The 21,777-nt window shown below is 59.6% G+C and carries 17 protein-coding genes; 14 read left to right on the forward strand and 3 right to left on the reverse strand.

All coding sequences use genetic code 11. The annotated features are described in order from the left end of the window. The first annotated feature begins 248 nt into the window (after nt 1–248). The gene (locus AABB31_RS13485) at nt 249–1,190 is read left to right on the forward strand and encodes a stealth family protein (protein WP_342077647.1); all 942 of its coding nucleotides are present in this window, start codon (nt 249–251) and stop codon (nt 1,188–1,190) included. A 196-nt stretch (nt 1,191–1,386) separates the two neighbouring features. On the opposite strand, the gene AABB31_RS13490 is transcribed toward AABB31_RS13485, so the two are convergent. Next, nucleotides 1,387–1,587 carry a hypothetical protein gene (locus AABB31_RS13490; RefSeq protein WP_342077646.1) on the reverse strand — a complete coding sequence of 67 codons (201 nt, stop codon included), beginning with the start codon at nt 1,585–1,587 and terminating at the stop codon, nt 1,387–1,389. A gap of 132 nt (nt 1,588–1,719) precedes the next feature. Between AABB31_RS13490 and AABB31_RS13495 the strand changes: the two genes are divergently transcribed. After that, nucleotides 1,720–2,652: a LysR substrate-binding domain-containing protein gene (locus AABB31_RS13495; protein ID WP_342077645.1), complete on the forward strand. Its 933-nt coding sequence runs from the start codon at nt 1,720–1,722 to the stop codon at nt 2,650–2,652. A gap of 130 nt (nt 2,653–2,782) precedes the next feature. Then, nucleotides 2,783–3,628 (forward strand): DUF481 domain-containing protein, encoded by an 846-nt coding sequence (locus tag AABB31_RS13500; RefSeq protein WP_342077644.1) that lies wholly within the window; start codon nt 2,783–2,785, stop codon nt 3,626–3,628. 132 nt (nt 3,629–3,760) lie between these two features. Here AABB31_RS13500 and AABB31_RS13505 read toward each other — a convergent pair whose 3' ends face one another. After that, on the reverse strand, nt 3,761–5,056 hold the full coding sequence (locus tag AABB31_RS13505) for an acetylornithine deacetylase/succinyl-diaminopimelate desuccinylase family protein (protein WP_342077643.1): 1,296 nt from the start codon (nt 5,054–5,056) through the stop codon (nt 3,761–3,763). A 160-nt stretch (nt 5,057–5,216) separates the two neighbouring features. Here AABB31_RS13505 and AABB31_RS13510 point away from each other — a divergent pair, with 160 nt between their 5' ends. The 8 genes from AABB31_RS13510 (at nt 5,217) to AABB31_RS13545 (ending at nt 18,005) form a co-directional block, all read left to right on the forward strand. Next, nucleotides 5,217–6,860: a S8 family serine peptidase gene (locus AABB31_RS13510; protein ID WP_373634862.1), complete on the forward strand. Its 1,644-nt coding sequence runs from the start codon at nt 5,217–5,219 to the stop codon at nt 6,858–6,860. Between the two features lie 22 nt (nt 6,861–6,882). Beyond that, on the forward strand, nt 6,883–8,607 hold the full coding sequence (locus AABB31_RS13515; protein WP_373634863.1) for a serine protease: 1,725 nt from the start codon (nt 6,883–6,885) through the stop codon (nt 8,605–8,607). Beyond that, nucleotides 8,604–11,681 (forward strand): ATP-binding protein, encoded by a 3,078-nt coding sequence (locus tag AABB31_RS13520; protein ID WP_373634864.1) that lies wholly within the window; start codon nt 8,604–8,606, stop codon nt 11,679–11,681. The genes AABB31_RS13515 and AABB31_RS13520 overlap by 4 nt, the downstream gene beginning before the upstream one ends. Nucleotides 11,682–11,697: 16 nt before the next feature. Continuing rightward, on the forward strand, nt 11,698–13,641 hold the full coding sequence (locus AABB31_RS13525) for a DNA/RNA non-specific endonuclease (protein ID WP_373634865.1): 1,944 nt from the start codon (nt 11,698–11,700) through the stop codon (nt 13,639–13,641). A gap of 119 nt (nt 13,642–13,760) precedes the next feature. Next, nucleotides 13,761–14,369 (forward strand): CDP-alcohol phosphatidyltransferase family protein, encoded by a 609-nt coding sequence (locus tag AABB31_RS13530; RefSeq protein WP_373635806.1) that lies wholly within the window; start codon nt 13,761–13,763, stop codon nt 14,367–14,369. Between the two features lie 12 nt (nt 14,370–14,381). Continuing rightward, complete coding sequence (locus AABB31_RS13535) at nt 14,382–15,581, forward strand: ABC transporter substrate-binding protein (RefSeq protein WP_342077633.1); 1,200 nt, start codon at nt 14,382–14,384, stop codon at nt 15,579–15,581. 101 nt (nt 15,582–15,682) lie between these two features. Next, complete coding sequence (locus AABB31_RS13540; protein WP_373634866.1) at nt 15,683–17,377, forward strand: ABC transporter permease; 1,695 nt, start codon at nt 15,683–15,685, stop codon at nt 17,375–17,377. Further along, nucleotides 17,370–18,005, forward strand: a complete 636-nt coding sequence (locus AABB31_RS13545; protein ID WP_342077632.1) for an ATP-binding cassette domain-containing protein — start codon at nt 17,370–17,372, stop codon at nt 18,003–18,005. Before AABB31_RS13540 ends, AABB31_RS13545 begins: the two co-directional genes overlap by 8 nt. 7 nt (nt 18,006–18,012) lie before the next feature. Here AABB31_RS13545 and AABB31_RS13550 read toward each other — a convergent pair whose 3' ends face one another. After that, complete coding sequence (locus AABB31_RS13550; RefSeq protein ID WP_342077631.1) at nt 18,013–18,735, reverse strand: FCD domain-containing protein; 723 nt, start codon at nt 18,733–18,735, stop codon at nt 18,013–18,015. Nucleotides 18,736–18,884: 149 nt separating this feature from the next. Between AABB31_RS13550 and AABB31_RS13555 the strand changes: the two genes are divergently transcribed. From AABB31_RS13555 to AABB31_RS13565, 3 genes are read left to right on the forward strand one after another with little or no spacing between them, the layout of a single operon-like run. Continuing rightward, a complete protein-coding gene (locus AABB31_RS13555; RefSeq protein ID WP_373634868.1) occupies nt 18,885–19,985 on the forward strand; it encodes a mandelate racemase/muconate lactonizing enzyme family protein in 1,101 nt (366 codons plus the stop codon). Continuing rightward, nucleotides 19,982–21,013, forward strand: coding sequence for a zinc-binding dehydrogenase (locus tag AABB31_RS13560; RefSeq protein ID WP_342077628.1), 1,032 nt, complete (start codon nt 19,982–19,984; stop codon nt 21,011–21,013). The genes AABB31_RS13555 and AABB31_RS13560 overlap by 4 nt, the downstream gene beginning before the upstream one ends. Next, the gene (locus AABB31_RS13565) at nt 21,010–21,771 is read left to right on the forward strand and encodes an SDR family oxidoreductase (protein WP_342077627.1); all 762 of its coding nucleotides are present in this window, start codon (nt 21,010–21,012) and stop codon (nt 21,769–21,771) included. Before AABB31_RS13560 ends, AABB31_RS13565 begins: the two co-directional genes overlap by 4 nt. Nucleotides 21,772–21,777: the final 6 nt, after the last annotated feature.

The following is a 21,777-nucleotide window of genomic DNA, read 5'->3' on the forward strand; positions in this document are numbered from 1 at the left end:
ACCTTTGAGCCGCTGGTTAATGTGTGACGTCAAACACTATTCAATTGGTACCCTTTGTCATCAAGACGGCAACACCATGCCATGTCGCCGGCTTCATGCCATCGCAACCTTTCGCCGAACCAGTCACGCAACCGGGTTGCGTTAGAAGACAGGGTTAAGCTACTACAAGCCGCCATGATTGCTTTTGAGCACGCCACATATGCCGACGTTAAGGTGGTAGAATAGGTCAGATAGGAAACCAGGATTCAATGGTTGATGCAGTTATCGCGTGGGTTGATGGTTCAGACCCTGAGCATATTCGGAAGCGGGAAAAGTACAAAAGCACTCAGCATACGCAACGTACAGACGCATACGCGGCGACGCGCTTTTCAAATAATGGCGAATTGCGCTACTGTATCAACCTCATTCGAAAAAACGCGCCTTGGATCCGTGAGATTTTCCTCATAACCGATTCACAGTGCCCAGATTGGCTGGATGCAGCACGACGGACCGAGCTTGGGGTTACAATTGTTGACCACAAAGTCATATTTCGCGGGCACGAGGAGGTGCTGCCGACCTTCAACAGCCTCGCCCTGGAAACCGTTTTACATCGGATACCCGGACTGGGCGAAAAGTTCATATACTTTAATGATGACTTCTTCATCGTTAAGCCGGTTTTGCAGAAAGATTATTTCGATGGATCAATTCCATTGATACGGGGATTCTATTATTCCAATAATAAATTCTTTCGTGAATTGAATCGCCTTTTCGGCCCGAAGAAGTTCAAAATGAGAGGCATGGTCGGGACACGCTTCAGGCAGGAGGACGGGGTTCCGCTGCCTCATAAAGTGAAAATATGCCATACGCCGCATCCAATCATCAAACAGGATTACGCAAATCTGATGGAAGATTGCGACCGGGTCGCACGAAACACGAAATATAGGTTTAGAGACGCGGCGCAGTTTGGCCCTGTTCCATTTTATGTGAGTACTGCATTCAGTGCTGGAAGAGCAAAAATCGTGCGACGTGACGACCTGTATTTGGATCCGGCGGACCGTGAAGACATTGATCAATCAGACATCAGGGCCCAGCTAAGTAAGAAACGCATCAGACATATGTGCGTGCAAAGCCTCGAAGAGTTTGCCGATGGGTCGCGGGCTGGTATCTATGACATCCTAGATGAGCTTGTTGCGAGTGACGTAACCCCCTGAAACCACCCAGGCGGCTAAGCTGTCTCGCCGGTCGATAAAGGGACACGAAAGTCTGGGCGAACCCTATCAGGGGTGCCACGATCCAGCCACGCAGAACGCGTGTCGTGCGTGGTGTTGCGGCAGTTCGCGGACTTGCTGATAACAGCAAACGGCTTCGGGCAAGGGGGCCGCATCGGTCCCCCCGCCAATGGCTCGATCACTCGCCGGATGCGGCGTTCACAACTGCGCCGGTTCCCCGCACGACCAGCTTGCCTGCGCCCACGGTCCCTTTGACGGCGGTCCGGCCCACGAACAACGCGCTATCGACGCTCCGGTCGACGACTTTCTCTGCAGAGCAGGCGGACAGAAAGACAAGACCGGTCAGGATCATGATTGTGCGCATAACATTCTTTTTCATTGTCATTTCCTTTCAGTTCAGACGCGCATCGGCGGTGTGCCGTCGCTTGAACCGATAGATAGCGACTAGCGATCCACATGAAAAACGAATAAGAAATATATATAAACTGAGTTTCTCATATGGATAACCCCGATGGACATTACATTGCTGAAAACCTTTCTGGAGGTCGCCGCAACCGGATCGTTTGTGTCAGCGTCAGAACGGCTCTACGTCACCCAATCGGCAGTATCCCTGCGCATTCAGCGGCTGGAAGATACGCTGGGAAAGCCAATGTTCACCCGGTCCAAGGCAGGTGCAGAACTGACGAATGCGGGTCGCGAATTTGAACGCTACGCGCTGTCGATCATTCGCGTCTGGGAAGAGGCCCGCCAGCAGGTCGCCATCCCCGAAGGCTTTACGCGATCCCTGACAATCGGGGCGCAATATTCGCTCTGGCCGCGTTTGGGGTTTCGCTGGATTGACGCCCTGCGACAGGACTTTCCCGATTTGAATATTCGGGCAGAGTTGGGCATGCCCGACCGCCTGACCAGGTTTCTGATCGAAGGGATCATGCATGTCGGCCTTCTCTACATGCCCCAGCTGCGGCCGGGCCTGATGGCCGAGCAGATATTGGAGGAAGAACTGGTCATGGTTGCATCCTGGCCCAATCCGACGATGGAGATTTCGGATCGCTATGTCTTTATCGACTGGGGGCCCGAATTCGTGGGTGCGCATGCGCTGGCCTTGCCAGAACTGACCAATCCGGGGCTGACATTTTCGCTGGGCGCGATGGCGGCCGAATATATCGTGAACCGTCAGGCCGCCGCTTATCTGCCTGCACGCTATGTCAAAAGGTATCTGGATGCCGGGCAATTGCATCTGGTGCCGGACGCCCCGCGCTTTCCCTACCCGGTATGGGCGGTCTGGCGCGAAGATCTCGACCCTGCCTTGCGCAATGGTGCGGCGCTGGCCCTGCAAACCGTCGCGACCGCCGCAGAAGCGGACGGTGACGCCGTCATCGAAAAGCTGCGCGACATCAGCGAAGATGGCGAAGTCGACATCCTCGGGCTTACAGAGGATACATAACAATTACTCGCCTCAAGCATGATTATTTTGAATTTCCATTGTTGATACGATTTCCATAAACGTCATCGCAGCAGGAATGCTCCCGTTCTGAGAACAGGGCGGGTCACCTTCTTTGGGAGAGGAATGACCCATGAAGAATGTCTTTATTATCGCTGCAATCAGCGGCTTTATGGCAACCGGCGCTGCCGCACAGACAACGACTTTCAACAACCAGGACGCATCTGCAGACGCTGTTGAAGCGCTGGAAGAAGCCATCGAAGATGATCGCGATCGCGACCTTGGTCGTTTTGGCAATGAAGGCCGCGAAATCGGCTCTTACGGCTCACTTGCGGTCCGGGGTACAAATGTTCAAAGCGGCGACGACTCCACAACCGATATCGGTTTGGGCCTGCGCTATGGTGCGTTTGACGGCGTGAACGGTTTCGACATCACGGCAAGCCTGTCATATGGCGAAACTGACAGTGAAACCACCAAAGATACATTGCTGGCCGGCATCGACTACCGCCGCGATCTGACAGCGTCGACTTTTGCCTTCGGCAAGTTGGAAGCCTTCTTTGACAACCTCGCAGAAGCCCCTGCTGATCCGACCGAAACTGCGCCAGTCGAACAAGACGTGTTTGTTGGTGCGGGTCTGGGTTACCGGATCTTCAACGACAACATGATGCAATGGTCCGTGCAGGCAGGCCCTGGCTACCGGTCCGCAAAACTTGCCGGTGGTGATGAAATCGAGGAAGCCGCAGCATCCGTGTCGTCCAACTTCTTCCGCAGCCTGTCGGAAAGCTCTTACGTCACAAACGACACAGACGTGATCTATTCGGAAACGCTGACAACCGTGAACAACGAACTGGCGCTGAATGTCGCAATGACACAGACGCTGTCGCTGCGCACCAGCTACACATCAGTTTTCGATGTGGATCAGGGACCACAGGAAGGCACAAATACGCTGGGCGTATCTGTGATCTACAACTTCAACTGATCACGGGTTTGCATTCCCAAGTGGGCCGCGCCCTCGCAGGTCCTCGTCAGATTGAAGCAAGGGGCGGAGAAATCCGCCCCTTCGTTTTTTTTTGGGAATAGCTTGGCCGGAGCGGTCCAGTTACGCACAAGGTTATGATTGCGGCAGCAGAATATCCACCAGCCCCCGCACCATGATTTCGGCGCTGTCGATCATATCCTGCACGCCGATATATTCGTCAGGTTTATGGGCAAGTTCCAATATCCCCGGGCCGTAAGCGATACAGTTTTTCAGTTTGCCGATCCGGTCGATATGCTTTTGGTCATAGGTCCCGGGCGAGGCGACAAACTCTGCCGGTTTTCCCAGAACTTTCTCGATCTGGCTGGCGATGACCTGCACCACTGGCGCGGCGCGATCCGTCATGCTTGGCAGGACCAGATTGATCTCGCGCAGGTCGTAGTCAAACTTGTCCCGCGTCGCCTTCAACCCATCCAGCAAGGCGGTCACCTCGCCACGCACATCGGCGATGTTTTCCTCGGCCAGAAACCGGCGGTCGATCACGATCCGGCAGCTGTCGGGGACGCAATGGGCGGGCAATCCGGTATAGTCCGCCGGCTGTTCGGGCTGGCCGCCATGTACCGAATTAATATTCATCGTCGAAGACCGGGCGCCTTCAGGCACGACAGGCATATCCGTCGTCCGGGCAGCCATGGCCGGGTACAGCTTATCCTCGAACTCTGTCAGCACCGCCCCCATATGCCGCACCGCGCAATCGCCCAGAAAGGGCATGGACCCATGGGCAATTTCGCCAAATGTCTCGATCTCGGCCCACCAGCCCCCGCGGTGACCAAGGCAAACCCGATCCTTGTTCAAAGGTTCGGGGATAATCACATGCTGCACGCGCTGGGGGCTGAAATAGCCCTGCTCGGCCAGATAGGCCACGCCGCCATAGCCACCGGATTCCTCATCCGCTGTACCCGAAATTTCGATCGCCCCTGAATAATCCGGAAATAGCGCAATAAAGGCCTCGGCGGCGATAATGGACGTGGCAAGCCCGCCCTTCATATCGCAGGCCCCGCGCCCGTAAATCTTGCCGTCCTCAAGGGCGCCGCCAAATGGGTCCTTCGTCCAGCCATTGCCGACCTCAACCACATCGGTATGGCTGTTGAAATGCACGCAAGGGCCCGGGTGGCACCCCTCACGACGGGCAATGATGTTCCAGCGCGGATATGTGTCGCTATCCCCCGGCGTACCAACGGCGCGGATCAATTCGGTCTCAAACCCCGATTGCGTCAATCGTCGGGCCAGATATTCGCAAATCTCGCGATAGCAATCGCCCGGCGGGTTCAGCGTGGGAATGCGAATAAGGTCCTGCGTCAGCGAAATCAAATCCGCCTCGCGCGATCTGATCAGCGCTGTGATTTGCTCAAAGGCGGGTTGGTCATCCATAATCGGAGTATTGGCGAGAATGCAGACAGGTTCAACTCACCCCCATCCATGCGGTCAGGATTCTATGACCTTGAGAAAAATCGTGGTGTCGCTAACGTCAAAGGCGGTGTTGACCTAACGTCAGTAGGCCTGCGCGCAAGACAGTGAAGGAGTGGGGACAATGTTACAGGACATTTATCAGGCTTTGACCGCCGATGAGACCATGTCGGGGGCAGAGCCGATCATTATCGAGTTGGTTTTTGAAGACCCCCAGACCCCCGATACGGTTGCTGCCGGCATCGCCGCTGCACTGCCCAACGCACCGGTGACAGTGACAAGTGCGTTCGAGACCCCGACCGATCAGTTTCTTTTCGCCGCATTTGAAGGCATCCGCGAACGCGGCCAGGAAGCACAGATTTTCGCGATGGCCCGCGCCCTGCGCACCGCCCTTGACGCGGTCGAGGCAAACCCCGTTCTGACCGACAGCACCTATGGGGCCGCTGCCGTTGACGCCGCCACGGATCGTGAAAGCTTCAAGGGGCTGTGCACGACCGAAAAGACAAATCTGCAACCCTTCGGATGGCCACACAAGATGATCCGCACGCCGCAGGCCTGGCGCAAAAGTCGCGGTGAAGGCGCCCGCGTTGCAGTGATTGATACAGGTCATTCCACCCATCAGGAATTGAACGGCGCCATCGTGCAGACCGGCCAGCGCAATCTGGTCGAGGGCGGCACGGACGCGCATGACAGGTTTAACGACGGGATGATGATGAACCCCGGCCACGGCACGCTGGTATGTTCGGTTGTGGGCAGCCGTGGTGACGTCGATACCCGGGGGAATGTTGCGAATAATGGTGCGGTTGTCGGGTCTGCCCCCGCCGCCGAGGTCTTGCCGATCCGGGCAATCAAATCGGTCGTCAATTTCCGGCAATCAACGATACCCGCCGCGATTGCCCATGCCATCAACCAAGGTGCAGATGTGATTGCCATGGCGTTGGGCGGGCCGACCCGCGTCGCCTCGACCGAGCGGGCGTTGCGGCAGGCGGTTGAACACGGGCTGGTCATTGTCTGTGCGGCAGGGAATTGCTGGCCCAAGGTCGTCTTTCCAGCCGCCTATGCCGCCGAAGGGCTGTGTACAGCCGTCGCGGCACTGACCCAGTCCAAACACCCTTGGGCCAAATCGGGGCAAGGTCCGCAAGTGACCATTGCCGCCCCGGGCGAAAACGTCTGGGGGGCGTCAAAGAACAAGGCCTCCGATCCCGATAACGGTGTCCGGGCGTCACAAGGGACAACGCTGGCCACATCCCTGACCGCCGGTGTCGCGGCCCTTTGGGTGGCCCATCACGGCGGGCGTGCCGCCTTGCAGGCCAAAGCCCGGGCCGCCGGCACGACGGTGCAGGCGATGTTCGTGGCCAGCGTGACCCATGACATCACCAAACCCGGTGTCTGGCGTGGTTCAAAAACGTTGGGTGCCGGGATGATCGACGCAGAAAAGACACTGGCAGCCCCGCTGCCCGGACAGGCCACAGGCACAGAAGCAGTGGCCGCAAAAAACCTTGGAAAGACCGGGGTCAGCCCGACCCTGAACACGCTGATCACCCATCTTGCAAATCATGATCCCGACGCGCTTGACGATGTCGGCCCCGAAATAGCCGATTTCGCAGCTGAAATCCTTTGGCTGTCTCACCGGGCAGGGGCCAAGGCGCGCGCGGTTGAAACATTGGGGGACGAGGCCGCAGTTGGGCCGGATCACGCCAGCGCAGACCTCGCCGCCGCATTGTCAGACAAACCACATTTGCAAGCCGTCCTGCGGATTGCTGGCTGACGGCCATGTTTGGACGCCGGGCATGACAGCGGTCCTGACAGCTGACTTGTTGCAACCACATCTGGAAGCGCATCCAGATCTTGTTGATGATGCGCTGGCCGAACTTTACGCAGGACAGCCCGTCAAACTCAGCATGGACGCGGTCGAGGTCAACGCCGGGCTTTTGGGCCTGAACCCGGCGGACCTGCTTGTGCTCAGCCTGAACAAGCACCAGACAGCCGCGAAATTCGTGGCCTTCCTGCAGGGGCACGGTATCGCGATTTTTCCGCTGACGGGCCTGCAGGCCGGGCCTGCGGATGACACGGTTGATCATCAGAAGATGTCAGATTTTGCAGCCCGCAGTCAGGCGTTCCGCTGCCGGATTCAGGTGGGCGGCCGCGTGATGGGCAGCGGCGCGCTTGTCTCGCCGCGCATGGTCCTGACAGCCGCACATGTTATCCAGCAGGTGCTTGACGCTGCCGAAGGGGATGAACCGGCGCTGGAAATCATCGCCTCGGATACCAAGCGTTATCCGGCGCGCACGGCATTTGCCCTGCCCTGCCATCCGGACGAGCATTCCGGCGCCTTGCCCCCGGCCACACTCGCCAAGGCGCATATGGATGTGGCCCTGTTGCGGATTGATCACCCGCTTGGGCGTCTGTATGGCCACATCAAATTGCCCGATGCACCGCATGAATGGACCGGACACAGCCGGTTTTTCCTTGTCCATTTCCCAAGCGGCGCCGATACCGGCCTGTCAATTGGCGAGGTGACCCGGCAAGGCGCTGGCGATATTCGCCTGCCGCATAACATTGCCGCCGCCGGTGGGTCGTCAGGCGGGCCGGGTTTCGGTGGGGATTTTCAATTCCTCGGCATCCATCAGGGACGTTTGGGGGATTTCCGCCGGATCGTCCCGTATAACCAGATTGCCGCGAATGATGATTTTCGGGCAACGCTGCAAAGCGATGCACCCCCCCGCTATCTCTGGTCGCTTGATGGATCGCTGGACAGCCACCTGATCATTGGACGCGCGCTGTTCTTTGATGCGCTTTCCGCCATTGTTGAAGGGACCGCCCCACAATTGCGGGGCCTTTGGATCCGCCGCATGCGTACTGACAGCGTGACGGGCCTCAGCTTCAGCCACACCCTGCTGGATGGGTTTTTGCGCGCACATGATGTGCCGCACCGGATCGTCCGGGTGCCGATGGATCTTGGGGTGACCGATCTGGCAGATCACCTGCAACAAATCACGGATGCCGGTCCGCTGGACACCGATGAAAACGACGCAGACGCGCGCCTGCATCATCTGGTTGATCAACTCAATTCCGCCGCGGCCGCAGCGGATGAGCTTTTGTGGGTCTACATCGACAACCCACCGGCCGGTCTTTTGGCGCAGACCCAGGTGCAGCTGGAACATTTTGTACAGGCGGTTCTGGGGCAATCCCATCTGCGGATCGTGATCGCGGGCTATGAAACCGTCGGGCTGCACAACGCCCTGTCCGAAAACGTCGCCGACGCGCGACGCGCCAATCGCCCGAACCTGCTTGTCGAGCATCTGGCGGATTTTAGTCTGCGTGACATCGAACTCAGCGTGAAGGCCATGGCAGACGCACTGGATCTTGGTTGGGGGCCCGAGATGATTGCGCACACTGCCCGCTTTGCGGTGCGGAATATCCCGGCCAAGTTCGGAACGCTCTACGATCCGAGCCACTTTCGTACTGTGTCTGACATCGTGCGCGAAGAAGCACGGCGGACCATGCCGTCATGACCGATGGACCAACACCGCGCCTTCAGGAACTGGTGGAAAAGGCCCGCTATCAGGCCGCCATCCGCGAAAGCTTTGCGCCGGCCGTGCTGATACAGGACATCAGTGCCGATGCCTCTCTGGATCCGGTCATGATGGTTGATGTGTTGTCCGCATTGCGCGCCGATTGTACCGTGGACGGGCCACGCTGGGTGATGCGCCCCGGTGTGCGCCGCAAGGTGCTGGGCGATGTTGGACCGGACCCGGCAGACAAGACGGCCGCAACACCGGTTGAGGATGCGCTGGCCGGCAAGGGGATATTCGCCCCCGCCAACCTGACACCCCTGATCACTGATCCCGGCGACACTGATCTGCAACAGATCGTTGCCACCCTTGATCGGGCCGGGCCGACGGCGCCGGCATATGGCCTATTGGTTGGCTTGCGCGCGGCCTTGAATACCCAAAGCCAGTCACGTCGGACGGATGAGATATTGGCAAAAGGGTTCTTTGGGCGCGAGGTTGAGCTAGGCCATGCCGCAGATTGGGTCGCCACCCCCCAGCATGCACCGCCCTTGCGGACCTGGCATATCTCGGGGCTGCCGGGCATCGGCAAATCCTATTTGCTGGAAAAGGTGCTGCAAGCTGCCCGGCTTGCGGAAGAACCGCTGCTCATCCGTCTTGATTTTAACCGGATCGCCCTTGATGTGCTGAACCCCTCGACATTGTTCGAAGAGATTTCCCGCCAATTGGGCGATGCTGTTCCTGCGGCTGCGGCCGATATGCGCAGCTTGCGGATGGAAAACGCCACCGCACGCGAAGCGGCAGGCAATATGCGCCATGTGCCGCGGACCCTGCTGCGGGGGGTGGCAGAGGCCGCAAACAACTCCGGCCGGACCGTGTTGATCATCCTTGATACACTGGAACACTTGCGCAGCCGCGGCGAGACCCATGTTGCGGGCCTGTTTGCACAACTCGATTTGTTGCTCTGCTACGGCATGCGGCGGGTCACGGTCGTCTCTGCAGGGCGGGGCGATGCGCTGGCCCCTGCGCCAGACCGGATGCGCCATCACACGGCACTGACCGGGCTGGAGGATTGGGCCGCCGAAAAACTGCTGGATAAGCAGGGGGTCGAACGGGCGCTTTGGCCGCGTATTTTACCGTTGGCCAAGGGCAATCCGCTTTTGTTGAAACTGGCCGGTCGGGCCCTATCGCAACGCAGCGTCGCGGTCGCAGACCTTCCAGCGGATGTGTCGGGGATCGGCAGCTATCTCTATCGGGCCATGTTGGCCCGCCTGCCATCTGATCTGCGCGAGATCGCCAATCTGGGCTTGATCCTGCCGTCGATCAACAAAACCGTGCTCGAGAATGTCATTTCACCCGCCCTCGGCCTTGCCCTTGATGCGGTTGGATCGCAGGCCGCAATTGCGGCCCTGCGCGCGCATGACTGGCTGGTTGCACCAACGGCCGACGGCGGCCTGCGGCATCGGCGCGATATCCGCGCGGCCTTTCTGCAGCAGATATACGCGGATGAACCCAAGCAAACGGCAGCAATCAACGCGGTTGCCGCTGATTGGTTTACACAACGCGATCCGGTTCTGGCGCTTTACCATCGGCTGCAATTGGTGCGGTCAGGGGGCAAGTTACCCACAATCAGCCCTGCCGAGGCCAGCAGCGTTACCCCGGCCCTGCTTGCCGATCTGCCCGCCCGTTCGCGGGATCAGGTCTTGCAGGCACAGGGCCAGCGATCCGGCTTTGCCCGCATTGGCGACGGGCCTGCCCGACCCGGCCCGGATGATGCCGCGCCACCGGCAGATGGCTGCATGGCCTGGTCCGAAAGGCTGGATCGGATCATGTTCGACCCACCAGGGTCGCCTCGCAGCCCTGATCCACGGGCGATCAAGGACCTGACGATGTCTATTGAACGCAACGATGCCGCCGAGGCTGCGTTTATCGTGTCGCGCGCGTTTGAAGCGCCCTTTCCCTTCGACAGCAATGCGGCCCTGCTGGTGATGTGCCAGCAATGGCAAGCCGGGCGCTGGGACAGCGTTGACCATCTGTACAAGCACCTGGGCTTTAAGCGGGTGTTGAACGCAGTCGTCGATGACAATCACCCGCCGGCCCGTCTGCTGTTGGAGATCGCAGCAGAATTTGATTTTGACGCGACGGTAGAGGCGCTGCAGACCCGCGATCTGGCGAATGTGGTCAACACCCTCGTACATAGTCCGCCCCCCCACGCCGCAACGCCCGGCGCATTGGATTTTGCATTTCTGGTCGCCATGGGCCTGCCTGCACTGGGGCAAGCGTCAGACCGCATTTTGGGGCCAATCGCCCATCACCTTGGCGGGGTTGCGCCAGACGCCTCAATCCTCGCCCGGCGCCGGACCGATCTGCTGCGCAAACCGGTTGGCGTTGATCTTGTCGATAGCGGGCATATCGCGACGACCGCAGTTTTGCCCATCAACCCTTATGGGGCGTTCTTCGCCAACCGGGTCGCCGCACTGCCATTGGCAACGGATGCGATCACACGGCTTGATATCGGCGACCTGGCCACGTTTTTTGCGCCGGGGTTGACCCCGGTTCCGCCGCTGCAGGCCAGCGACTATCGCAGCGATCTTGACGCGATTGAACGGCTGGGCCTGCTGGTTGAGACGGCAACCGGATTGTCAGGCTATCACCGGCTGCCAGACATCCCGCGTATCGCGCGGGCGGCGTATCGCTGGCGACGGACGGTATCTGGCGTTTGGTCTTATGGGCGGGCGGCACCGTCCGGTTGGGCGGATCAGTCGTCAGACCTTGATGACTATAGCGCCATGCAGCTTGATCATTTCCTGCAGCAACCCGATCCCACGCGGCTCGCGCGGCGGGCGTTGCTGTCCTGGGTGCCACCGGGTGGGGACGCGGGGCGGCTGGTCCGCCGGTTTGGCCGCCGGTATCACCGGATCAGAACTGACCATGATGACGCCAAGGCACCTGCCGGGCGCGCAACCGGGCGCAAGGCGACCGAACAATTCATCGCTGCCGGCGTGCCGTTTGCGGTTGCTCTTCCACTGGCCGTACTGGCCATCCACGCATTTGATTTGACCCAAATTATTGATTGAAAAAGGGGGGCTTTTGATGACTGATCACCGTTCCATTTCCCGGCTTGAAGGGCTGGCGACCACAGGCGCGCTCGACCGTGTGCAGGATGCACTGGACAAGGCCCCGCCCATACTGAACGAACTGGGGATCAGCCCCGACGCTGTAAAGACCGCGCTGGGCACCGGGTTCACCCAGTTGGAAAGCATCGGGATGCAACCGTCGCAATTAGAGGCCATTGTGCGCGCCGTTGGCCGCCCGCCCATGCTGGTCAAAAACAGCAAGGTGGAAGGGAAAATGTCGCTATCGGGTGATTTCGACGCAAATATCAGCGGCAAGATCACCGCGGTAGAGCCATTTCTTGGCTCTGTGGGTAGGGTCGAATTCGTCAACCATGACATGGGCTGGGGCGGCACCGGCTGGGTAATCGCGGATGATGGCACAACAATGCTGATGGTGACCAACCGGCATGTGGCCAAGCTTGTCGCGAAACGCACCCATCGTGGCGATGGCGTCTTTCTGTTCAGCCCCTTCGGGGCCACCCGCTATGCCGCCCGGATTGATTTCGGCGAAGAGGCCGGCGTGCCACCGGATCCTGCGCGTGTGCTGCAGGTCGAAAAGTTCACCTATCTGGCCGACGATGCCGCCGCGGATGTTGCCATCGCCGAGATCAGGCGCCCGTCCGAAGGCGTCCAGATCGGCGCGCTGCCGCTGGCCGCCTCGGATGGCGATGACGGCGAGACTGTCGCGGTTGTGGGATACCCCGCTGCCGATCCTTTCCGAAACGACCCGACAGAGATGCAGAATTATTTTCGCAACCTTTACGACGTCAAACGGTTTGCGCCCGGGTTGCTGCGTGTGCAGGATACGCTGGGCATTCTGGGGCATGATTGCACCACATTGGGTGGCAATTCCGGGTCGCCCGTGATCAGTCTTGATCAGGGCGGTGTCGTGGGGCTGCATTTTGCTGGCACTTACGGGGTTGGCAACAGCGCGGTGCGCGTCAGCACCCTGAAAGGGTTGCTGGATCAGACCGTGACCACAGTGCCTGCTGCCGCGGTGCAGGCCCCCGCATTCCAGGACCCGACACATGATGCAAAATATTTCCGGGGTCGTGACGGGTATGATCCGGGCTTTTTGCGGGTTGTGGATGTGCCGCTGCCAACGTTGCCCGCGCATCTGGATCTGGCCCGCCCCTCTGACGGAACCGATGACCGCCCGCACGAGCTGCGCTATCAGCATTTCGGCGTTCTTTACAGTCTGGCGCAGAAAAGCCCCGCCATTGCCGCGCTGAATATCGACGGGGCCAAGACCCGACGCATCAAACGCAGCAACTCGCGCTGGTGGAAAGATCTGCGCATCCCGGCGGACCGGCAATTGGGGCGCGATGACTATAGCGATCCCGAAATTGACAGGGGTCATATGGTGCGCCGGGCCGCCACGAACTGGGGGCGCGACCTGCGCATCGCCAAGCGGGCCAACCGCGACACGTTCCATTATACCGTGGCCAGTCCGCAGCATATGGGATTGAACCGCAGCCGGTCATCCTGGCTGGGTCTGGAAGACTACATCATGGAAAATACGCGCACCTTTGGTTTCCGCGCCAATGTGTTTACCGGCCCGATCTTCACCGATGACGATCCGCCACTGGGTGACAGCGGGGCCACAATCCCGCTGAACTACTTCAAGGTTGTCACCATGCTGGCCGAGGACGAATGGGACACGCTGCGCCTGCATGCAACGGCCTATGTCCTGTCGCAGGGGCAGTTGATCCAGCAGATGCTGCTTGAGGAAGGGCTCGCAGCCGCGGTTGAGGGCTTTACCTTTGGGGAATACCGGACCTTTCAGGTACGGATCAGCGATCTGGAAGGGATGACCGGCTATGATTTCGGCAATCTGCGCGACGCTGACCCGCTGGCGCACGAGGATGAGGCTACCCTGCGCGTGCAGGCCATCGACGCATTGGCACAAATTCGGATGTAGGCAAAAGGCGGTCCACCGGATTTGTGACAAAGACGCACCCACCGCTCACATTGCTGTGGGTGCGATTGCGTCTTGATGCCGCATGGGTCAAAACCCTGCCGAGCTTTGGATCGGAATGGATGCTAGATCGTCGCGCACGCCAGTTGATTGACCCGCCGTTGAACCAGATCGGTCAGGGTTTGGCCCAGCGCGGGTTCACCGCCAATGGCGTGACATTGATCGGGCTTGGCCTGGGGCTGGTGGCCGCAGTCTTCATCGCATTGGGCGCGCCGGTCCTTGCGATTATCCCACTGCTTCTTGGCCGGTTGGCCGATGGGTTGGACGGCGCAGTCGCGCGGGCCACGCAAAAGACCGACTTTGGCGGGTATCTGGATATCACATCGGATTTTCTGTTTTACGGCGCGATCCCGGCAGCCTTTGTAATCAACGACCCGGCGATGAACGGGGCTGCGGGAGCGTTCTTGCTGACATCCTTCTATTTCAACGGTGCCAGCTTTCTGGGCTATGCGATCCTGGCGGAAAAACATGGCCACAAGACCGACGCCCAAGGGCAAAAGTCCCTCTATTACTCCAACGGGATACTTGAGGGGACCGAGACAATCGTCTTTTTCGTTCTGCTTTGCCTGTTTTCAGCCCATTTTGCGGCACTTGCCTGGCTTTTCGGGATCGTTTGTTTTGCCACAGCCGCGCTGCGCATCTATGCCGCCTATCAAATCTACACCGACTAAAGGAAACCACCTATGAAACATCTCGCCATTTTGGCCGCAATAATGTCGCCACTTGCCGCGATGGCTGACCCCGATCCAGCAGACTGGGATGCCGTCACCCAAGAGGCAAATGGCCAGACGGTCTATTGGAATGCATGGGGTGGGTCGACCACAACCAATGACTTTATCGCCTGGGTCGGTGACCGGGTCGCCGAGGACTACGGGGTCACGCTCGAACATGTGAAGCTGACCGATACCGCCGACGCGGTTACCCGGGTGCTGTCAGAAAAGCAGGCCGGCGAGAATGACGACGGCGCCATTGACATGATCTGGATCAACGGCGCCAATTTCGCCGCGATGAAAGAGGCCGACCTGCTGTTCGGCCCCTATGCCGAACAACTGCCGAACTGGGCCATTGTCGATAGTGCGGGAAAATCCGTTCAAACCGATTTCACGGTGCCGGTCGAAGGTTTTGAAAGCCCTTGGGCCATGGCCCAGGTCGTGTTTGTACATGATACAGAAGACATGCCCAACACGGTTGGGTCCATGGTCGAACTTCTGGAATGGGCGCGCGAAAATCCGGGTCGTTTCAGCTATCCGCAACCGCCGGATTTTCTGGGGACAACATTCCTGAAACAGGTTCTGGTTGATATTCTGCCCGACCCGCAAATTCTGGCGACCCCCGTGACGGATGCCACCTATGACGAGGTCACGCCGATCCTTTGGGATTATCTGGACCTGCTGACGCCGAACCTCTGGCGGCAAGGCAAGGCATATCCGGCCACAGGCACAGCCATGTTCCCGCTGATCGCGGATGGCGAGATTGATCTGTCGATTTCGTTCAGCCCCGGTGCTGCATCAACTGCAATCGCCAATAACGAACTGCCCCCAACCGTCCGGACCTTTGTTCTGGACAAAGGCACCATCGGCAATGCGTCCTTTGTGGCGATCCCCTATAATTCCGGATCAAAGGCCGGGGCGATGGTCGTGGCCAACTTCCTGATGTCCCCCGAGGCACAGGCTCGCGCGCAGGACCCCGAGGTGCTGGGTTACGGCACAGTTCTGAACATGGATGCCCTGTCAGCCGACGATCGGGCCTTGTTTGACGCGCTGGATCTTGGGGTCGCGACCCTTTCGCCTGCTGATCTGGGGGTCGTACAGGCCGAGCCGCACCCCAGCTGGATGACCCGTATCGCCGATGATTGGGTCGCCCGCTATGGCGTCGCGCAATAACGCCATTCCGGTGTTTGCGAGAGATGCCCCGGAACAGGTCCGGGGCATTTTTGCGCAATGAAGGCACTGTCTGAAATCAGCGACATATCGGTGGGCTTTTCATGAACCGGCGGCGCGCCTTTCCCGCACTGCCTGTCCTGACATTGCTGGCCATGCTTGGCCCGGTTGCCGCGGGCCTGTGGGGGACGGTGCTTCCCGCGTTTGGGCATCTGCCTGCTGCGGGGCTGACCGGGCCGTCGCTGGACCCGTTTCGCGAGCTTTTCGGTTGGGCCGGCTTGCCGCGCGCGGTTCTGTTATCGGTCACCACAGGGGTCATTGCCACATCCATCTCGCTTGCCATCGTCATGCTGGTGACGGCCGGTTGGTCCGGCACCCGGCCATTCCGGGCGCTGGAACGATTGCTATCGCCGCTTCTGTCGGTGCCACATGCGGCGGCGGCGTTTGGGTTGGCCTTTCTGATTGCACCTTCGGGCTGGCTGTCGCGGATCGCTTCGCCCGGGATCACAGGCTGGGACCGCCCGCCGGACCTGTTGATTGTGCAAGACAGCTGGGGGCTGACCATGACGGCAGGCCTGATCATCAAAGAGGTCCCGTTTCTGCTGTTAATCACCCTTGCCGCACTTTCGCAGGCAGACGCCCCACGCAGTGTCGCAATCTCGCAGGCGCTGGGCTACGGGCGGCTGACGGGCTGGTTGAAAACCGTGTTTCCACGGGTCTATGCGCAGATCAGACCACCGGTTTATGTGGTTCTGGCCTATGCAATGTCGGTGGTGGATGTCGCGGTTATTCTAGGGCCGAACACGCCCCCCTCCCTATCGGTGCAGATCGTGAAATTGATGTCGGACCCCGATCTTGCCATGCGTCTGGAAGGTGCAGCGGGTGCGTTGCTGCAACTGGCGTTGGTGATCGGCGCCTTGGCTGTCTGGCGTCTTGGGGAGGTCATTATCGCGCGGCTCGGACGCCGTTGGATCATGACCGGGCGACGCGGGCGGTTTGATCCGCTTGTCGCGCAGGCCGCATTGGGATTGGGGGCCATCTCTGCGCTGGCTGTGCTGCTTGGTCTTGTGGTGCTGACCCTGTGGTCCTTTGCCGGGTATTGGGGGTTTCCGGACGCTTTGCCAGACAGCTTTACGCTCAAGAACTGGATGCGGCACGGCCCCGGCACGCTGGAGGCTTTGGCCGAAACCGGGCTGATTGCCATCACTGTGGCCACCGTCGCGTTGATCCTGACCATCGGTTGTCTGGAGGCGGAATACCGATACGGGCTGACCTTCAGCGCCCGGACCGTCTGGCTGCTCTACCTGCCGCTGCTTATTCCGCAAACCGCCTTTCTGCCCGGGCTGCAGACGCTCATGCTGAACCTTGGCGCGCAGGACGGGCGCTTTGCGGTCATGCTGGCACATCTGGTTTTTGTGCTGCCTTACGTTTTCCTGTCATTGGCAGATCCGTTTCGGGCATGGGATAGCCGCATGGGTGTAATCGCAGCCGCATTGCGGGCCAGTCCCAACGGTGTCCTCTGGCGGGTCAGGTTACCGATGCTGCTGCGCCCGATCCTGACGGCGCTTGCAGTTGGCGTGGCCGTGTCGGTCGGGCAATATCTGGCCACCCTTTTGGTCGGGGGCGGGCGGGTTGCCACCCTCACGACCGAAGCCGTGGCACTCGCCTCGGGCGGTGATCGGCGGGCAATTGGCGTCTATGGTTTGATGCAAACGGGGGCCGCACTTGTCCCCTTTGCGCTGGCACTGCTCATTCCGGCGATTGTCTGGCGCAACAGAAAGGGATTACGGCATGGATAAGGGATTGTCGCTGCGCAACGTGATCATTCACAAGGGCGACACGCAGCTTTTGTCAGTCAACCACGATATCGGCCCGGGTGAGGTGCTGACGATCATGGGGCCATCCGGAGTTGGGAAATCGACGCTGCTGGCCTTTATCACCGGCACGCTTGCGCCCGATTTCACAGCCACTGGCGAGGTCTGGCTAGACGGGCAGAACATCACCCATGCCCGCCCGCATCAACGCCGGGTTGGTATTCTGTTTCAGGATGATCTGCTGTTTCCGCATCTGTCTGTGGGCGCCAATCTGGGCTTTGGACTGCAGCCGGGGGGCAGCCATGCGGCCCGGCAGGCAAAAATCGCCGAAGCACTGGACGAGGTCAGCCTTGCGGGCTTTGCCGACCGCGATCCAGCCACGCTGTCAGGCGGGCAAAAGGCGCGTGTCGCCCTGATGCGCATGCTGTTGTCGGAACCGTGCGGGTTGCTGCTGGATGAACCCTTTTCGCGGCTGGACGCGGCCTTGCGGGCGCAGGTACGTGATATGGTGTTTGACCGGGCAAGGGCGCGGGCGCTGCCAGTGTTGATGGTCACACATGACGCCGACGATGCGCGCGCTGCCGGGGGCACGATCATCACGCTGGGCGACTGATCCGCAATCAAAGATCGCCAAAGGTTTCTTTAACCTGTTGCCAGGCTTCGTGCAGATGCGCCCTGACAGCCTCTTCCGCCGCGTCGGCAGAACCCGCCTGAATGGCCTCGAATATCCGTTCATGCGCTGCAAAATTGCGGCTGTTTCGCGTGGGCCGGCGGGGCATCTGGGACCATTGCGGGGCAAGCCATGTCGAATAGGCGGCGTGAATGGCGGGCAGAACCGGGTTTCCGGACAGATCAAAAAGCACTTTGTGAAAGGCCATATCGGTCTGGTAAAACGCCTCGCTGTCCTTAATGGCCGCATGATTATCTTCAAGCGCCTGTTTCAGCGGGGCGATATGCGCATCATCGGGGCGCTTGGCAGCCTCGCGGGCAAGGGCAACTTCGATCAGGATGCGGGTCTCAAACAGGTTCGCAACGCCGTCCGGTTCGCGCAACAGGCGGCCCACCACATTGTCGACAGTCTTGATCGCCGTCTTATAGCTGGGTCGGCGTACAATCGGTCTGTAACGCGGCCGGGCCTCGACCAACCCTTTGTTCGACATCGCAAGCAAGGCTTCACGCACAACCGTGCGACTGACCCCATAGGTCGAGACGATTTCACGCTCGGGCGGCAACGGGTCCCCTTCCTTGAGGACGCCGGTATTGATCATGTCCTCGAGGGTTCGGAACAGGTCGTCCGCTGCCCGACGCTGATCGGACCCGTCTTGTGATGGCTTCTGGCCCATGAATGTCACCCCACCTGCGTCCACTGCCGCTGCAGCTTAGACAAGTTGTAAAGTTTGATCTAGTTTGGTCTGACCAAATACGTTAACGATTGAATCGCAAGTTAACCTTGTCTGCACAAGGTGAGAAGTCACGACAATTCGGGTAGGGTATGACGAGGATCACAAACGTAGAGGTGCAGGTATTTGATGTGCCTCTCGCCGAAGTGCTGACAGACGCAAAGCATGGCGATCACACCCATTTTGAACTGATCACTGCAACGATCACCCTTGCGAACGGTGCGGTGGGCACCGGTTACACCTATACCGGTGGCAAGGGGGGCCGGGCCATCGCGACCATGATCACACATGATCTTGCGCCGTTCCTGATCGGGCGTCGCGCAACGGGGGTTGAAGAGCTCTATGACGCGATGCAGTGGCACATCCATTATGTCGGGCGCGGTGGCATCGCCGCCTTTGCGATTTCCGCGTTGGATATCGCGCTATGGGATCTGCGCGGCAAGGCACTGAACCAGCCCTTATGGAAAATGGCGGGCGGCGCCTCTGATCGGTGCAAGGCCTATGCGGGCGGTATTGACCTGAATTTTCCATTGCCCAAGCTGTTGGCCGGCATTCAGGGGTATCTTGACCGCGGGTTCAACGGGGTGAAAATCAAGATCGGGCAGCCCGATCTGGCGGATGATATTGCCCGGATCAAGGCAGTGCGGGACTTGATCGGGCCGGATATCAGCCTGATGGTTGACGCGAATTACGCGATGACCGTGGACGAGGCGATCACTGCCGCCAACGCCTTTAAGGCATACGATATCCTGTGGTTCGAGGAACCAACCATCCCCGATGATTACAAAGGCTTTGGCCAGATCGCTGCGGCCACCGGCGTGCCGCTGGCGATGGGTGAGAACCTGCACACGATCCACGAGTTCGAATATGCCGTTGCTGATGCCGCCCTCAGCTACATGCAGCCCGATGCCTCCAATTGCGGGGGGATCACCGGATGGCTGCGCGCGGCTGCGCTTTGCGCGGCACATGACATCCCTGTTTGCAGCCACGGGATGCAGGAGCTGCATGTCAGCCTTGTCTCCGCCCAACCCAAAAGCGGCTGGCTCGAGGTACATGCGTTTCCAATCGACACTTACACCACCCGTCCGCTGGTCGTTGAAAACCATCTGGCCGTTGCGCCGGATACCCCCGGTATCGGGGTCGCCTTCGATTGGGACAAACTTCACCAGGCACATAAAGGAATGCACAGATGACCGCAGATATGATCAACGCCGCCTTTTATCGCGGGGACAGAACGTTTGCGGTTGAAAAGACCCCAAAGACCGCGCCGCAACCCGGCGAAGTGCCGATCCGCATTGCGTATTGCGGTATCTGTGGCACGGATATGCATGTCTATCACGGAAATATGGACGCCCGCGTCGGTCACAACCGGATCGTGGGGCACGAGATGTCCGGCATTGTCGCAGCAGATGCAGAAGGCTTTGCTGCCGGTCAAAAGGTCGTTGTTCGCCCGCTGGATCACTGCGGCGATTGCCCTGCCTGCAACGCAGGCAATCAACATATCTGCCATAACCTGAAATTCCTTGGGCTGGATACGGACGGCGCGATGCAGGAAATCTGGTCTGTCCCGGCCCACACATTGCACCGTTTGCCCGACGATATGCGGATGGACCATGCCGCATTGATCGAACCCGTCGCGGTGGCCTGTCACGACGTGCGCCTGTCAGGTCTGCGCCCGGGCGAGGATGTCGTGGTAATCGGCGGTGGTCCGATTGGCGTGCTGGTTGCGATGGTTGCCCGCGATACCGGCGGCAAGGTGGTCATTTCCGAAGTCAATCCGCACCGGCTTGCCATTGCGCAAAAGATGGGGTTCGACACGATCAATCCCGCCGAAACAGACCTGAAAACCGCAATCGAACAGCGCACTGGCGGCAAGGGTGCCGAGGTTGTCTTTGAGGTGTCCGGCACGCAGCCCGGGGTGGATGCCATGACGCAAGTGGCCGCAACCCGGGGCCGGATTGTCATGGTCGCCATTCATGCGCAAAAGCCGCAGATTGATCTGTTTCAGTTCTTTTGGCGGGAATTGCAGCTGGTTGGTGTCCGGGTCTATGAACCCGAAGACTATGAAAAGGCGATTGCCATCATCGCCGCAGGCGGTGTGGACGCCGACACGTTTATTACTGATATCAGCCCGCTGTCGGATATTCAGGCTGCGTTCGAAGCGCTCGACAGCAGCCCGACAGCAATGAAAAGCCTGATCAAGGTAGGAGAAGACGCATGAAAATGTTCGATCTGACGGGCAAAACCGCCCTGGTCACCGGCTGCAAACGGGGCATCGGGCGCGGCATGGCAGAGGCACTTGCCGCAGCGGGTGCTGATATCATCGGTGTTTCCGCCTCGCTCGAGGCGCAGGGCAGCGCGGTTGAAAAGGCCGTCACCGGGCTGGGCCGTCGCTTTACAGCGCATCAATGCGATTTTGCCGATCGCACGGCCGTCACGGCCTTTGCGGCATCCCTGGCCGCGGCGGGGATCGTTCCGGATATCCTGGTCAACAATGCGGGCACGATCAAACGCAAACCCGCTGCCGATCATCCTGATGACTGGTGGGACGAAGTGCTGGAGGTGAACCTGTCCGCCCAGTTTGTCCTGAGCCGCGAGATCGGCCGGGGTATGGTTGCGCGCGGGTCCGGCAAAATTATCTTCACCGCCTCTTTGCTGACGTTTCAGGGCGGGATCACTGTACCAGGCTACGCCGCCTCAAAAGGTGGGATCGGTCAATTGACCAAGGCATTGGCCAATGAATGGGCCGGTGCGGGTATCAACGTGAATGCCATTGCACCCGGCTATATCGCAACCGACAACACCCAGGCTTTGCAGGATGATGCCGCCCGGTCCAGCGCGATATTGGAACGTATTCCGCAAGGGCGGTGGGGCACACCCGCCGATTTCGGGGGACCCGCGGTATTTCTGGCCTCATCGGCGTCCGATTACGTGAATGGCGAAATTCTGGTGGTTGATGGCGGCTGGATGGGCCGCTGACCCCGG

It is taken from the genome of Yoonia sp. SS1-5 (assembly GCF_038443705.2).
Classification (GTDB): domain Bacteria; phylum Pseudomonadota; class Alphaproteobacteria; order Rhodobacterales; family Rhodobacteraceae; genus Yoonia; species Yoonia rhodophyticola.